Raw genomic sequence first — 16,015 nt, forward strand, 5'->3', positions numbered from 1 at the left:
GGCCGGTTTAGTTATTCAGTCCCCTTCTCCAGACACTGCCGGAGCAGGTCATCTACATGCGCAGTCGCCAGGCATTCAACCGTATCCGCAGCACCGTAATAAATTTTGACCTCCCCGGAATCCTCCAGGATCATCCCGCCGGGAAAAATCACATCGTTGCGGAACCCGCCCGAGGTCTCATACAGCGCCTCCGGTGCCAGCAGCGGCGCTGCCGCCCGGCCGATGATCCGGCCCGGATCTTCAAGATCAAGCAGCATAATCCCGGCGGTATAGCGCTTCTTCCAGCTGTCTTCCCAGCCGTTCTTGCCCCGGCTGCGGTCAAGATCCACGGCATGGAATGTCGTCAGCCAGCCCTTGTCCGTCTTAACGGGAGGGGCGCCGGGACCCACCTTGTCATTGGCATACGCCACATTCTCGACAGCCAGCAGCAGCTTGTGACCCCCCCAATACTTCAGGTCCGGGGAATCACTCATCCACATGTCAAAGCGGTCCAGTCCTCCCCGGCTGTAGACCGGCAGCGGACGCTCAAGCCTGACATATTTGCCGCCGATCTTCTCCGGGAACAGTACCATATTGCGGTTATCCGGCAGCGACAGGCTCAGCACCTCGAAGGAGCGGAAATCGTCCGTCACGGCGATCCCGCCGCGCAGGCCGTGAAGCGTATCGACCGCGAAGCACAGATAGCAGCGTTCGCCAATCACGGTCAGGCGCGGATCATACACCCGGACCACTTCCTCATCATGCCAGGACCAGCACGGCTCCGGCTGCACCTCCCAGCTTACTCCGTCGTCGCTGAAGGCGAGTCCCAGATTCGTTGTATGGTGGGGAGCGACGATCCCCTTGCTCTGATCCCCGTAGTCATTGCGGAATACCATTACATATCTGCCCTTGAATTTCGTCACTCCTGCGTTAAATACCATGGCCGGCCCGTACGGGACATCCGCAGGCTTCAGAATGGGGTTAAGCGGATGCCGGACCATCACCGGACTTGAGGTAAGTGTTCCTATCGTCAGATCGTTCATTATGGAAGATTCTCCTTTGCACATACAAGATTATAGCTACCCTTTCACCGAACCGGCCGTAACCTGAATGAATGTCTTGTTCGCCAGAATATATGCCAGCAGCATCGGCAGAATGGACAGGCAGGCCCCGGCCATCATCAGATGGATCTGCATCGCGGCCGAGGAGCCGTAGCGGAGATTCGCCAGCCCGACAGTCAGCGTCTGCAGCTTCGGATTGGTCATCGTGAATACCAGCGGCAGGATGTATTCGTTCCAGGAATGGCGGAAAGCGAATAATCCGGCTACACCAAGGCCGGGAGTCAGCAGCGGCAGAATGATGCGGAAGAAGGTGCGGATGAAGCCGGAGCCGTCGACCATGGCAGCCTCATCCAGCTCTCTCGGAATCGCTTTGAAGAAGCCCTGCAGCATGAAGAAGGTACTGGAATGGGCACTGACCAGAATCAGTATGACTCCCCACAGCGTCGTATTCAAATGCAGCGCAACCATCAGATCGAACTGCGGGCGCAGCACAATCGCACCAACCGAGATGAACATCATGGACGCCTGCACCGTGACATATATCCGTTTGCCGGGGAACTCACGCCGGTCCACCACATAGGCGGCCATTGAGGCTACCAGCAGCGTCCCCACCGTAACCATTACACTCATAAAAGCACTGTTCCAGGTATAGCGGGCGAAGTTGGCCTGTTTCCAGGCTTCCGCATAGTTGGCGAATTGCAGCTTCGCCGGAAGCAGGCTGCCGCCGGTCATCATTTCTGCCCCTGTCTTCAGCGAGCCTGCCAGCGTCATCAGCAGCGGAAACAGGGTCAGGAGCGCTGTTGCCAGCAGGAACAGCCACATCACCGTCCGGACCGCTATTCTTCCGGCATGGCCGCCGGGCTCCCGGGGGACGGACTGCTTCAGCCCGGCCGGCTGCTTGGATATCACATGTTCGTTCATTTGAATCAACCTCCTAATACACCTTGTTCATTTTGCGGCTGAAGAAGAAATACAGTCCGGTAACCGCTCCGACAATAACGGCGGAGGCGAAGCCCACGGCACTGCCGTAGCCCAGCTGCTGCGCTACCGGCGAACCGGTGGATACAGGGAACAACAGCTTGTAGAGATAGAGATACATGACCTCGGTTTTGCCGATCGGTCCGCCTTCTGTAATGACCATGATGCTCTCATAGCCCTTCAGGGAAGCGATAATCGCCAGCATAATGACCATCTGGGCAACCGGAGCCAGCATCGGAAGCGTAATATTCCAGAAGCGTCTTCCGGCGTTCGCCCCGTCAATGGCCGCGCTCTCGTACAGATCCTGCGGAATACTCTGTAGCCCGGCGAGAAAGAGCAGCATATAGTTGCCGACCGCACCCCAGACCGCCACGATGATAACCGTCAGCATCGCATGCTTCGGACCAAGCCAGTCAATCGGCTGTGAGACCAGGTGCAGCTTCATCAGAACCGTGTTAACCATCCCGTTATATGAATTGAAGATGTTATAAAAAACAACGGAGATCACTGCCGTACTGATCACGGTCGGCATGAAATAGATGCCCCTGAGCAGATTAGACCCGCGCAGTTTGCCATTCAAAATAACCGCCAGCAGCAGGGACAGCGGCAGGGTCAGCAGCAGCTTGCCTCCGGCAAAGACAAAGGTATTGCGGACCGATTCCCAGAACAGGGCGTCCCGCAGCAGCCGGCGGAAATTGTCCAGCCCGATGAACAGTGCCTCGCCATATCCGGCATAATCATAGAACATATAGCGCAGCATCCAGAATAAAGGGTAGATGCCCAGGGTAATCGTCAGAATAATGCTTGGCGCAAGGAACAGGGAATTCTCCCCGAGCCTTCTCCATTTGTAAATCATATGTGGTCCTCCTTCGGGGAAAGCAAAGGGGCTGCGCCGGGAATCCCGTACAAGCCCCTTCCTAACCTGTTATTCTCCCTGCGGTTTCAGCGGATCAAAGGCAGGGTCCGGCGTAACGGTAACCTCGCCCTTCTCTACCGCTTTGGTCAAGGCGGCATTGTATCTTGTGTTCAAATCTTCAGTAATGGCCTTGGCGTCTCCGCCTGCAAGGATATATTTGAAGAAAGCATCCGCATAGGTAGAGCCCTCAGGAGTAACACTTGGCACTGCAGGCCAGAGCGAGTCATGCTCGCCGACCAGGAACCCTTCCATGCCGTTAATTTCGGGATTGTTGGCCTGTTCTACAATGGTTGGCACTACGGCAATCCCGAAGCCCTTCTCATGATACGTCTTCAGAATATCGTCACCGTACATGTATTGCATGAATTTCCAGGCCGCCTCCTGATGCGCTGATTTGGCACTGATGCCGAGCCAGGTACCGGCGGATACGATTTCAGAGGTTCCTTTAATCTGTCCATCCAGTGTTGGAGCCAGGGCACCTGCCCAGTTGATTTCAGTCGGGAACTGGTCCTGATACACGCCCGGCTCTGTCGAGAAGGAGAGGTACATCCCGATTTTGCCTGCCGCAAACTGGGCGCGCAGCGGGTCGATGTCCAGTGTCTCTGCACCTGGCAGAATGCTGCCGTCTTCATACATCTGCTTGAAGTACTCGATGGTCTGCGAGTAAGGTGCGAAATCAAACTGCCCTGTCTTCAGGTCAAAGCCGAGTCCCTGATAGCCGCTCAAGGACAGAATCTCCCGGATCGAACGGTCAAAAGCCGATTTCGGACTTTTGAAATTCAGCGCGAAGCCATAGACACCTTCGGATTTGCCGGCTTCGGTAATTTTGCGGGCATCATCGACCATTTCCTGCAGCGATACCGGAGGATTGTCAATACCCGCTTTAGCAAAAAGGTCCTTGTTATAGATCAGGCGCAAGGTGAGGCCGGTATTAGCTAATGAGTACACCTTGCCGTCAAAACGGTTAACATTGTCGATGATTACGCTGCCGAATTTCGTTTTGATGTCATTGGTAAGATAACCGTCAATCGGTGCCAGATATCCTTTTTTGACAAATTCGGCTGTATTGCCGCTCTTCAGACGGAGCAGATCCGGTGCCTGATTGCTGGTAAAAGCGATATCGACGCTCTGCGCGTAGTTCTCGGACATCACCGTCAGCTCCACCTGGATATTCTCGCCGTTCGTCTCATTGAACTTGTTGATCAGCTCTTTGATATATTCCTGGTCATGACGGTCGTCCGTCCAGTATTTAAGCTGTACAGGCTCGCTTGTGGCAGTATTGCCGCCAGCAGCAGCCGTTGCTGCTGGAGCTGCCGTACCCGCTTCAGGTGCTTCAGTTGCCGCACCCTTGTTGCTGTTCCCGCCGCCGCAGCCTGCGATTCCTGCCGCCAGCATAAGGCTCAAGCTGAGACCCAACCATTTTTTCTGCATACGTTCTACCCCTTTGATTAACATTTGTATTGTGAGCTCGTTCTCATTATAAGCCCCCTCCCCCGCAAAAGGAGTGCGGCAGTCTCACTCTCTAGGGACAGAAATCCATGGTTCTTAGCTGCTGAAGCTTCCTTATCCGGTCAGGTTCCCGTTCTCATCGTATTTCCGGATATACGCCAGCAATTCTGCAAAATTAACCCACGATATCCCCGCCTTCTGATCTGCCGCGCCATAAGACATGATTAATTCTTCGCCCAAGACAATGCCTCCGGTCGTAAACAGGCAAGGTGTCGGGTAATCCTCCGGCATTTCCCAATCCCGCTCGGCATACATCAGACGGTCGGAGCACCGGTGAATAACAGCCGGGAAATCATTATCCTGCTCCTTGAGGATCATGAAGGATTGCGTGTACCCGAACTGTACATTTTTCTTCGCGTGATAGGGTACCAGCCACTCTCTATTCCCCAAGGCTATCGGCGGCCAGCTGGCGCCTACCCGGTTCTCCTCCCAATCAAAGACCGGATAAGCCAGCAGTCTGTGCACCGCTTTGGGCGAGGCCAAATCCGCTATGGATTCCGCTGCTGCCATATAAATCGATGGCTTACTCGCCTTCTCTCCCCCTTCAAAGGGGAGGACATTCATCGGCCGGTGCAGCATAAGATATTGCATTTTACCGGCAATCTTCATTTTCCGGGGAAACAAAAACACGTCGCGGTTATCGCTGACCTGTCCCTCAGTGAGCGGACCTACATACTGAAAAGCGCTTTCATATTCACCCTGCTTCAGCTTATCCAGATTAAGCTTGTAGAGCACACTGACGGTGTCATTGGCCCGGGCCGATTGAATGAACGGGTCTGCCTCATCTCCGGCAAAAATCCAATCGGGAACATATTCAAACCGCGTCTGCACCGGAGGCTGCTGGCTGCTGAGCCAATAGGGGCCAGGGGGAAACGGCCGGCAGGCCACCGTGACGTATAACTCCTCTTCGACATAAAAGATACGCGGGTCCTCCACACAGCCATTGGCATAATTCCGCACTTCATTTCCGTAAATATCCGTGATGTACAGCTCGTGCTCCTCATACCCCAGTGCGGGCGCCAGAGCGGGTCTAGAGAAGTCTGCCTCCCAGGTTTCTCCCGCATCCCTGCTGCACGCATAACCCAGAAAAATCGGATACGGATCATGACAGCCCTCTCTTCTTTTGTGCGTCCATGGTCCGGTGGCCCGGAATAGCATATGGATTTCATCAGAATCAGGGTCTTGAATAATAGCCGGATTCAACACCATTTTATCCGCCCAGTCACAGCCTGGTACAGGCTCAAGCGCCGGTTTGTCCAAATAGCGGAATTTCGGTTTCTTCGGTTTCATAGTTTCATAGTTCCTCCTGTTATACATCATAGGATAAGGGCGTTTCCCGTTTTTCAGGAATCACCTTATCATACGAAACCCCTGATTTCAAAAGCCTTTTGCTCTAAAAACAGCTTCCGGATGAAAACAGTAAGATCCGTCAAATCAAAAAGGAAGATCCATCATTCCCGCCTGGCCGGCCAGCGGTTATGATAATTTCTGCAGGTGAAATCAGGCATTAGGAGGCTTACTATGAACCAGGAAAAGGTGTATGATATTGTCATTTACGGCGGAACGGCTGCAGGGATTACAGCTGCGGTCCAAGCCGCAAAAATGGGCAAAACCGTGGTGGTGATCGAGCAGGGACAGCGCATCGGGGGCCTTACCAGCGGAGGTCTGGGAGATACGGATGTCGGGATGAAGCAGGCGGTCGGCGGCCTGTCCCTGGAGTTCTACCGGCGGGTAGCCCGGAAATATAATCAGGACGGGGCACGCTGGCTGTTCGAACCCAAGGTGGCGCTCGAAGTATTGCAGGACCTGGTAGCCGAACACCAAATCGAAGTTGTCTGCGGTGATAGGCTTGAGCTTCAGGAAGGGGTGACCAGACAAGGCACGACAATCACTTCTATACGCATGGAATCGGGGAACATCTATAGGGGCAGGATGTTTATTGACGCTACGTATGAAGGCGATCTGATGGGCAAATCGGGTGTATCCTATACTGTCGGCCGGGAGCCGAATTCAGCTTACGGAGAGACGCTAAACGGTATTCAGCCCGGCGACGAGCTGAATGAGCTTCCAGCCGGTATTGATCCCTATATCATTAAAGGAGTACCTTCAAGCGGCTTGCTTCCGCGTGTCAATGCTGCCCGCGGCGGCGGCATCGGTGACGGTGACAACAAGCTTCAGGCATATAACTTCCGCATGTGCCTGACGGACAATCCCGGCAACCGCCTGGAGATTGGAAAGCCTGAGGGGTATAACGAGGCCGATTATGAAATTCTGTTCCGGGCCATTGAGCAGGGACAGCGCTCCCGTTTCTTCAAATTAAACCGGGTTACTGCAGAGAAGACGGACTCCAATAACAATAGCGGCATTTCAACGGATTACAATGGAATGAACCATTGCTATGCGGAGGCGGATTATCCGGCAAGAGAAGCAATATGGGAGGCCCACCGCATCTATCAGCAAGGTTATGTCTGGACTCTGCAGAATCATCCGCGGGTGCCGGAGGACATCCGGGCGGTCTACAAGCCGTGGGGGCTGCCGCTTGATGAATTTACGGACAGCGGCCACTGGACGCCCCAATTATATATCAGGGAATCCCGCAGAATGATCGGCGATTATGTGGTTACTGAGCATGATGTCAGACTGGACAACCCGGTGCCCGATTCCATCGGAATGGGCTCCTTCGCCATGGACTCGCACCACACCCAATACTATGTGAACGAAGACGGTCATGTAAGCACAGAGGGCGGATTCTATGTGAGGCTGGCTGCGCCTTACCCGATCAGCTACCGGGCGGTTGTGCCGAAACGGACGGAATGCACCAATCTGATCGTACCGGTATGTGTATCTGCTACCCATGCAGCCTACGGCTCGATCCGTATGGAGCCGGTCTTCATGATCCTGGGGCAATCGGCTGCTGCGGCTGCCGCGCTGGCGCTTGATGCGGACGGGATTGTTCAGAATATTCAGGTGGAGAAGCTGCATTCCATTCTGCTTCAAGAAAATCAGGTTTTGTATACAGACGTCTAATCTGTGCAGCCCTCCGGATGGAAGCGGAATCCGAATCTGCGCCGGTATTCTCCCGGAGAATGTTCAAAGTGTCCCCGAAACATCCGGCAGAAATGGGCATAGCTCTGGAAGCCCGTTTTGTCGGCAATCTGTTCAAGCGTCAGACCACTGTACAGCACCTGCTGCTGCGCAAGCTTCAGTCTGACGCTGATACAGTAGGCGAACATGGATTGGCCAAAAGAAGCCTTGAACAGATAGGAGCAGCGGGACACACTTAACCCGGCCGAGGCCGATATCTGCTCCAGGCTAAGCGGTTCATGGGCATGGTTGTCTATGAATAACTTAAGCTTGTACGCGGTATCCGCTCCCTCGGTGCGCGGACTGACCCCAATCACATGCTCCAGGGTCAGGCAAAACGTTCTCAGAAGATAGTCCATGATCTCGTCCAGGTTTTGCATCATTTTTTTCTTCTCGCTGATGATATGCTTCCATAGCGTAAGCACCGTATCGTCAAAACCGATATTCGTTTTTACGGGCAGGCTTGTGTTAGCCCACCACGAGTCCAGCCACTCCCCCTTGCCGGCCAGGAAATAGTCCGAAGCAGGCTGAGTCTCACCCGATGCTGTTAGGTTTCGGGGCTGAACGTTTAGTCCGTAGGGCTGACCGGGAGGATAAATGAGCAGGTCTCCGGGGATGATGGTCTCGTAATTGCCCGCCACCAGCGCCCGGCAGGTACCTTCCGCCTGAAACCGGAACAGATAGTAGGTCAGCCCCTCTTCGTACTTAACGGAGTGGGGCTTCGTGTGTGCGAAATAATTAGCATAAATGACGCCGGAACGATGCGGATCTGGCTTCGTCATCGGTAAGGTTTCTCCTCCGGACGGTCAGGATGATAGCCTGCCCTGAATTCCGAAGGTGTCTGCCCGGTGATCTTCTTGAACATTTCGCTGAAATACCGCCGCTCCTCGTAACCTGCTGCAAGGGCGACCTCCTGCACCGGCATCCCTTCTACCAGCAGCGCTTTGGCCTTCTGGATCTTCTCCATGGTCACATACTGGGTGACCGTCATACCGGTCACCTTCTTGAAAAGACTGGAGTAGTAGCTCGCGCTGAGATGGACGTGAGCGGCGCAATCCCCTACCGTTATATCCTCAGAGAGATGGCTCTGAATATAATCGAGTGAGGCATAGATGACCTTCTGCCCCTCTGACAGGCTGTTCTTGCGCACCAGTGCGGCCCCTTCCACGCATAACTCCAGCAGCTGCCGCTGCAGAGAGGCCAGCGGCAGTCCGGCTGTTCCCTGAACAGCCCTGAATCTCTGGATCAGCGGCTGGATATCCGCATACGGAATCAGCTCATAGAAGCTCCGGATCGCCGAGGCAGCCAGCTCATCGTATAAGCTGAGCAGATAATCCGGATTCTGCCGGGAGACCAGACTCTGGAGGCCCATCGAGATATCCTCCAGAATAGCCTCTGCCTTGCCGGCATTGCCGGAGCGCAGCGCCAGCAGCAGCTCGTCCTTGTATTCCAGGGACAGCGGCTCCTGGCTGCCGGCCGGGAGAATATCGTCATAGCGGATGGCTGCATTGCCTTCTGTGAACAGATGATAGGCCAGCGCCCGGTTGGCCTGCAGATAGGAATCAGGCAGCTCACTCGTCTCCTCCACCCTGCCTCCGACCCCGACCGATACGGTGAACTTGGTGTAGCGTTCAATATTCCGGCAGCAGCGTTCCGCAATCTCCACTGCACTGACCGCGCTGCAATCATTCATAACCGCCAGATAGCGGTTATGTCTGGCGCGGAAGACCACGCACCGCACATGCTCGGCAATCGTCTCCTGCGTGATATTGAGCAGCGAGAAGCGGATCAGCTCCACCTCGCGGATGGACAGCTCGGCTGCCCGCTCCTGAAAGTGATCGATCTCAAGCAGCATTACCACAAACCCCTGCGGGTTCAGATCGATATTCAGGAATTCCCAGCGGGCCGCCGCCTGCTCCCAGGCTGTACGGTGGCTGACCAGCAAGGCAAAATATTCCTGCCGCAGCACCGGCAGACTCTCCCGCAATCTTTTTTCCATCTCCCGCAGGGTAAGCAGCTTCGACCGTTCTTCCATAATCTCCGCCTTCGCCCGCAGCACCGCCGTCATAATATCCTCTTCCGTAAACGGCTTGACGACGAAGTCAAAAGCACCAAGCTGGACAGCCTGCTGCGCATATTCAAAATCGGCATAGCCGCTGATCAGAATCACCTTACAGTCCCGGTGCCGTTCCAGCACGGCCCGCAGCATGGACAGTCCATCCATCCTCGGCATCCGTATATCCGTAATGACAAGATCCGGGCGCAGCTCCGAGATCATGTCCAGCCCATCCTCCCCGTTGGCTGCCGTACCCGTCACCCGGATACCCTGCTGCGCCCAATTCATGCAGGTGAGTCCTGCGACTACGCTTTTGATATCGTCTATAATGCACAAGCTGATCACACCATTATCGTCCATCCTGATGCTCCTCTCTCTTGGGTAAAGAAATGATGACCGCCGTTCCCCTGCCTGGCCCGCTGTCCACCCGGAACACCGCACCGTCCCCGTAATACAGCTGCAGCCTGCGGATCAGATTGGACACGGCATACCCCTTATCCGATTCCCGCCAGAACAGCGCACGGACCTGATCCTCCTCCATGCCTGCTCCATTGTCGCGGACAGTAAGGCACCAGCGTTCTCCCTCATCCAATATCTCTATATCAATCACTCCGCCGCTCTCCAGATCGCAGAAACCATGCAGGATGCTGTTCTCCACCAGCGGCTGCAGCAGAATGCGCGGAATAGGGAGTGTATTCAGCGCTTCATCCTCTACGTGGATTTCATAACGGAACAACCCTTCATAGCAGCTGCACTGCAGCTCCAGATACTGGCGGACATGCTCCAGCTCCTTGGACAGCGTGGTGATTTCCTGCCCCTTATTCAGCCCCAGCTGAAACAGCCGGGACAGTGACACTACCATTCGCTGCGACTGCTCCACCTGCTTCAGATTCAGCTTCCAGTAGATCGTATTCAGCGTGTTGTACAGGAAGTGGGGGTCCATCTGCGCCGACAGCGCCTTGATCTCCGCCGAGCGTTTATTCGTCTCTGCCTCGGTGACTTCACCGATCAGCACCACAATCTGCTCAAGCATCCGGTTGAACCGGATACCGACCTGAGCCAGCTCATCCCCGCTGCTGCTCTCGAACCGGGCGGTCAGATCGTTGCTTTCCACCTTTTTCATCACCTTCATCAGCCCCTGCAGCGGCCTCAGCAGATAACGGGTAAATGCGCCGGATACCATCATTGTGACTGTAAAGGCGGCGAGGGCCACCACCACAAGCATCCACTTGACATAGATCATATCCTTCAGCACGCTGGCTTTGGACTGGATTGTGGTCATCGTCCAATCTGCGATGCCCAGATGAGCATAGTTCAGCAGATAGGATTCACCGCCTAGCTTAAACGTATTGCTGAGATCCCGGCTGCTGCTGATCCTACCGGTCAGATGACCGCCCTCCACCGCCTGCCGGACCAGCGGGTCCTTCACAGAATACACAGGCTCACCTGAAGCGTTCAGCAGGAAGCTGCGCGCCCCGCCCCCGGTACCTCCGCTTACCAGCTTGCGGAAGCCGTCTTCGCGGATATTGACTACGATATAGACACCGCTGACCGGAGTATCGAATATGGGCTCCAGAATCAGTGAGATCACCCGGTCCTTGCCGGAGAACAGCATATCCTCATGGCCCTCGATCCACAGGTTCTTCTTCTCCTGTTCAATGCGCTCATATAGAAACGTATCCTTGAATTCCGTCAGCCGGTTGCGGTTCATCGACGACGGGTAGAACTCCCCGATCGGCGTGGACACATAGATGGACTGAATCAGCGGCTCGGCAATCCGCGCCTGCGAGAAAACGTTATCAAGATCATTCAGATGGGTATAATATCTGCCTGTGTCCCCGGAGACGACATCCCTCATCATATCGTGAAAAGGCTGGCTGATCATAAAGGTCATCATAATCAGTGTCAGCTTGTTCAGCTTCTCGTCGATGATCTGTGCCGATTTGACGACGGTATCCTGGGTGAGCTTCAGCGCATTCTTCTCCAGGATCGCCGCCGAGATGGAATAGGACAGTCCACCGGTCATCAGCACAGAGAGGAGAATCACAGCCAGGAATGCGGTTTTTAATTTACTGCGGAACGATTGCTTCCGGAAATAGTCCAAGTTCTTCACGCCTTCCTCTGTACATGCCTGCTCTTCGATTATGTCACCCGGACCCGGGGCCGGGCAATAAGCGGCTTAAGATACAGTGAAATCACCGTATGCGGAGCATGGATTTACCGTATGTACAAGGGGAGGGGAACCAATTTCCCCGCTCCAATCTGATTCGAGGGGATTTCCTCCGCTCCAACCCGATTCGAGGGAATTGTTCCCGCCCATTCCACCAGTTCCCCGTCCCAGCCGGATTCAGAGGGATTTCTCCCTCTCCTTTCGGCAGGCAGCCTCTTTCTGAAAAATAAAGTCGAGTTGGCACCCTAATGTATGAGGTTTTATGGCTGAAGCGGATTTGCATGTTAGCACTTCCGCATGTTCTCTGCAAGTGCTTGGCGGAGCTTATCAAAGCCCATCTGCCCGGACAACCAACTAATCAAACGGACTGAAAATCCGCTATTTGCCCAAATCTGGCAGATTTGCTGGCTAAGCGGACTCAGATTCCATTAATGGGCCCGCCGCCCAATTCATGCCCAAATGAACAAAATAGCTGATTCTCAGTCCGCTTAAACCTCAGAAAAGGGGTTTTCCGGAAAATAGGGTCTTTTCAGTCCGCTTCATCTGCTGACGGTACGCTTACCTGCTCCAGCAACCAACAACCAACAGCCAACAACCAGCAAGCAACAGCCAGCACCCAGTAGCCAATAACCAGCAAGCAACAAGCAACAAGCAACAAGTAACAAGTAACAAGTAACAAGTAACAAGTAACAAGTAACAAGTAACAAGTAACTAGCAACTAGCTTATTTCGCCAGCTTCTGCCCGGCAAAGAAAAAAAAATCACCCGCAAGGCAAATTGAGCTGGAGCTTATAAAATTATGGAGTTGATGGAGTTGATGGAGCCTGTGCAGCTTAAGTAGATTAAGGCCACCCACGCCACGCCACTCCACTCCAGACAGACTACTTCCGGGCAGCCGCCGGTGAAATCAAGTGTACTTTTGCCCCTCATTTCCTCCTGCTGCCCACTTTCGGCAGATTCAGGGGCACTTTTGCCCCTCATTCCCGCCTGCTGCCCGCTTTCGGCGGATACAGGGCCACTTTTGCCCCTCATTCCCGCCTGCTGCCCGCTCTCGGCGAATTCAGGGGCACTTTTGCCCCTCATTTCCGTCTGCCTCCAGCTTTCGGCAGATTCAGGGGCACTTTTGCCCCTCATTCCCGCCTGCCGCCCGCTTTCGGCAGGTTCAGGGGCACTAATGCCCCTCATTCCCGCCTGCTGCCCACTTTCGGCAGATTCAGGGGCACTTTTGCCCCTCATTCCCGCCTGCCACCCGCTTTCGGCGAATTCAGGGGCACTAATGCCCCTCATTCCTGTCTGCCTCCCGCTTTCGGCGGCTTCAGAAGGATTTATCCCTTTGACTGGCAGATCCGCTCCACATCCCAATGAAACTTATCCGCAACAGGCGAAACTCATGATTCCCTACAGTAACCTAACCAAAAAGCCCGCTTGAATTCCGGTAACATCCCGGCTTCAAACAGGCTCTAGTGCTGCGGTATTTGTATACTTTGCTGCAAATACCCTACAATTGCTTTTACTTTACTTTACTTTTGCTTTTACTGTTACTTTACTTTTACTCTTACTCTTGCCTTTACTGGTGTTGCTCTTATTTCTGTTGTCACTGTTGTCACTGTAATCCGAATTTATCTAAGAGGAGCTGAGAACGGGCTGGCTTACCCTTGCAGAATCCCGCTCTGCCCCACAATTCTCAGCCACTCTGCAGCGATCAGATCATGCCCGGCCGCCGTTGGATGCACACCGTCCCAGACCCAGTATACGGCATCCGTTCTTGCTGCGGCCGCCTCAAAAACGTCCTGAAGCGGTACATGCACAGCCTCGAACTCCTCCGCAAGGCTGCGGACAACCTCCTGATAATGAGTCAGGATCTTCAGCCATTCCGGCCAATTCTCTGCCGGTGCCCCTACCTTCAGGAGAAAGGGCTCGCAGAGTACAAGCCGGGTCTGCGGCAGCACTTCGCGTGTCTCTTCCAGTACATGGCGGTAAGCGCGTTGGAAGCGGTCCGTGATGCCGCCCGGGTCGCCCATCATCGTTCTCCAGATATCATTAACCCCGACCAGGATACTGAGCACATCCGGCTGCAGATAGATCGCATCCTCATTCCAGCGCGCATACAGATCGGAGATCCGGTCTCCGCTCACCCCGCGGTTATGGAATACCGGCCGCTGCTCCGCCAGCTCATTGCCTAATTTGCTGCCAACTATGTATGCATAGCCGTGCCCGAGGATATGGTTAAGATCATTGCCCCGGTCACGGTTGCCATCTGTAATGGAATCCCCTTGAAACAGAAATACCTTGTTAGCTCCGGAAATGGATATAGACATGTATACTCACCTTTCGCCTTATAATTTGATTCAATTATATCAGGAGAATGCGCAATTAGGATTCCGGCTTACTGTGCTTCAGCAAAGCCAATATGTTATTGAGCAAATGCACCTTGCGGATGGGCTTGATAATGATGGAGGCGAACTGCGCTTTGGTCTCCTCGTCCAGATTCGTTCCCAGGGGAGCAAGCAGAATTACGGGCAGCTTCCTGTCCGGAGCAAGCTGACGCATTTGCTTGGCAATCTCTGTAGCCTCTGTGCCCTCAATATCCTTGTCCATAAGGATCAGATCATAATCGTTGTTAGCTGCCAAAAAGTCCATTGCCTGCTTGGCAGTCTCGGCGGAGGTAACTGCCACACTCCAGTCCTCGAGTACCGAAGAGATGACATGCAGGCTGGTCTGATTATCATCAACAACCAGGATTTTAATTGCGTCAAGCACATCTTTCTCGAAGGGAATCGAGGGCAGGCTTGTATATTTTTCGAGATACAGAGTGACTTCCAGCTTCGTCCCTACCCCTTCCCGGCTCTCAACGGAGATCTCTCCCCCCATCAGCTCCACCAGTTGTCTGCAGATTGCCAGTCCCAGTCCGGTGCCTCCGTAATGATGAAGCTCGCTGCTCTGGTGAACCTGGGTATATTTGTTGAACAGCAGCTTCAGTTTGTCTTCCGCAATACCTATTCCAGAATCCTGCACCGTAATCCTTATCCCTATTTCTTCACCGCGGACAGGCAACGATTTCAGCTCGATAAGGATTTCCCCGGCGTGGGTGAACTTCAGGGCGTTGCTTACTATATTCATGATGATCTGGCGTACCTTGGGGGCATCACCCAGAACATACAGGGGAATTTCCGAATCCACATTCAGAATGACTTCCAGATTTTTCTCAAAAGCCTTGGTGGAGAACAAATAGACGCTCTCCTCCAGTGCGGTAATAATATCAAACGGTTCCTTTTCAATGACCAGCTTGCCCGCTTCCATCTTGCTGAAATCCAGAACATCATTCAAAAATTGCAGCAGCTTGGCATTACTCGACTCAATGATCTCCATGTAATACTGCTGCTGCTCGTCCATTTCAGTCGTCATCATCAGATCGGTCATGCCGATAATGCCGTTCATCGGGGTGCGGATTTCATGACTGAGCATGGCAAACAGGTCCAGCTTGGATTGGCTCTGCCGTTCTATGAATTCAACTTTTCGTTCCAAATTCATAATATAGGTGAAAAAATAGGCCATGGCGCTTATTATATCCAGGTCTTCCTTCGTATGCAGGCCGGCTGCAGGGTCCATCAGACAGATCGTCCCCACAGACTCCCCTTGCTCCGTGATCAGAGGAACGCCAATGAACGAGTGTATGCCCCGTGCATGTATAAATTCAAGGGCAGTGGACCCGGGATGATTATGCGTGTCAGCGACCAGTGTCGGCTTATTGTCATTAAGAATAACCAGACTGCGAATAGGATCAAGAAGGGCGAAATTGTCCTCCTCCTTCATGATAGGCGCTTCCCGGTTGAAGGTCCGCAGCAGGGGAACCAAGCCTAAACCGTGAATCGTAATCATAATCGTATTTGACGTAAAAATCTGGCTTAGCAGTTCAATCATCCGGTCTGCAGCATCCTCTAAATTGCAAATGACCGGACTCCGGGTATTCATCTTCTCCATCATCTTTCTAGAACTCCATTCCAAAATCCATATTTACTATTTTACTTATTTTTAATTTCCACAGTGTATGAACTTTGCCCGTTATTCCTATTTGTCACCGTTCATCTTGCACTGCCCGATTGTCCAGTCAGAGCCGGCATTATAAGCCATTGGGATAAGTTAGATAGGAAACTCTCTATGTTCTTACTCTTAATTAAGAGGATATGTTACGATCAACTGGACTGGTCCTCATCATAACAGAAAAAACACAGAGACAACCTAAAAAAGTGCACAAAAAAACTA

12 protein-coding genes are annotated in these 16,015 nt (G+C 53.5%); 1 reads left to right on the forward strand and 11 read right to left on the reverse strand.

Translation table 11 applies throughout. The features are described from left to right. Positions 1 to 11: 11 nt before the first annotated feature. The 5 genes from NYE33_RS31445 to NYE33_RS31465 form a co-directional block, all read right to left on the reverse strand. Entirely contained in the window at positions 12 to 1,022 is a 1,011-nt protein-coding gene (locus tag NYE33_RS31445) for a glycoside hydrolase family 130 protein (RefSeq protein ID WP_341069234.1), read from the reverse strand. Between the two features lie 36 nt (positions 1,023 to 1,058). After that, positions 1,059 to 1,961, reverse strand: coding sequence for a carbohydrate ABC transporter permease (locus NYE33_RS31450; protein WP_042134873.1), 903 nt, complete (start codon positions 1,959 to 1,961; stop codon positions 1,059 to 1,061). Between the two features lie 13 nt (positions 1,962 to 1,974). Beyond that, complete coding sequence (locus NYE33_RS31455) at positions 1,975 to 2,874, reverse strand: carbohydrate ABC transporter permease (protein ID WP_042134871.1); 900 nt, start codon at positions 2,872 to 2,874, stop codon at positions 1,975 to 1,977. Between the two features lie 69 nt (positions 2,875 to 2,943). After that, the gene (locus tag NYE33_RS31460; RefSeq protein WP_341069236.1) at positions 2,944 to 4,365 is read right to left on the reverse strand and encodes an ABC transporter substrate-binding protein; all 1,422 of its coding nucleotides are present in this window, start codon (positions 4,363 to 4,365) and stop codon (positions 2,944 to 2,946) included. A gap of 132 nt (positions 4,366 to 4,497) precedes the next feature. Continuing rightward, entirely contained in the window at positions 4,498 to 5,733 is a 1,236-nt protein-coding gene (locus NYE33_RS31465; protein ID WP_341069239.1) for a glycoside hydrolase family 130 protein, read from the reverse strand. 231 nt (positions 5,734 to 5,964) lie between these two features. Between NYE33_RS31465 and NYE33_RS31470 the strand changes: the two genes are divergently transcribed. Then, entirely contained in the window at positions 5,965 to 7,470 is a 1,506-nt protein-coding gene (locus tag NYE33_RS31470) for an FAD-dependent oxidoreductase (RefSeq protein ID WP_341069242.1), read from the forward strand. Here NYE33_RS31470 and NYE33_RS31475 read toward each other — a convergent pair. The 6 genes from NYE33_RS31475 to NYE33_RS31500 all read right to left on the reverse strand — a co-directional run bounded on the left by NYE33_RS31475 (position 7,467) and on the right by NYE33_RS31500 (position 15,736). Then, entirely contained in the window at positions 7,467 to 8,309 is an 843-nt protein-coding gene (locus NYE33_RS31475; RefSeq protein WP_341069245.1) for an AraC family transcriptional regulator, read from the reverse strand. The genes NYE33_RS31470 and NYE33_RS31475 overlap by 4 nt on opposite strands. Continuing rightward, complete coding sequence (locus NYE33_RS31480) at positions 8,306 to 9,943, reverse strand: response regulator (RefSeq protein WP_341069249.1); 1,638 nt, start codon at positions 9,941 to 9,943, stop codon at positions 8,306 to 8,308. The genes NYE33_RS31475 and NYE33_RS31480 overlap by 4 nt, the downstream gene beginning before the upstream one ends. Further along, positions 9,933 to 11,696: a cache domain-containing sensor histidine kinase gene (locus tag NYE33_RS31485; RefSeq protein WP_341069251.1), complete on the reverse strand. Its 1,764-nt coding sequence runs from the start codon at positions 11,694 to 11,696 to the stop codon at positions 9,933 to 9,935. Before NYE33_RS31485 ends, NYE33_RS31480 begins: the two co-directional genes overlap by 11 nt. Positions 11,697 to 12,541: 845 nt before the next feature. After that, positions 12,542 to 13,039: a hypothetical protein gene (locus NYE33_RS31490; RefSeq protein WP_341069254.1), complete on the reverse strand. Its 498-nt coding sequence runs from the start codon at positions 13,037 to 13,039 to the stop codon at positions 12,542 to 12,544. A gap of 362 nt (positions 13,040 to 13,401) precedes the next feature. After that, complete coding sequence (locus NYE33_RS31495) at positions 13,402 to 14,070, reverse strand: SGNH/GDSL hydrolase family protein (RefSeq protein ID WP_336103671.1); 669 nt, start codon at positions 14,068 to 14,070, stop codon at positions 13,402 to 13,404. Between the two features lie 55 nt (positions 14,071 to 14,125). Beyond that, positions 14,126 to 15,736, reverse strand: coding sequence for a GAF domain-containing hybrid sensor histidine kinase/response regulator (locus tag NYE33_RS31500; RefSeq protein ID WP_042134855.1), 1,611 nt, complete (start codon positions 15,734 to 15,736; stop codon positions 14,126 to 14,128). Positions 15,737 to 16,015: the final 279 nt, after the last annotated feature.

Source organism: Paenibacillus sp. FSL R10-2199, from assembly GCF_038000235.1.
In the GTDB taxonomy this organism is placed as follows: domain Bacteria; phylum Bacillota; class Bacilli; order Paenibacillales; family Paenibacillaceae; genus Paenibacillus_AQ; species Paenibacillus_AQ phytohabitans.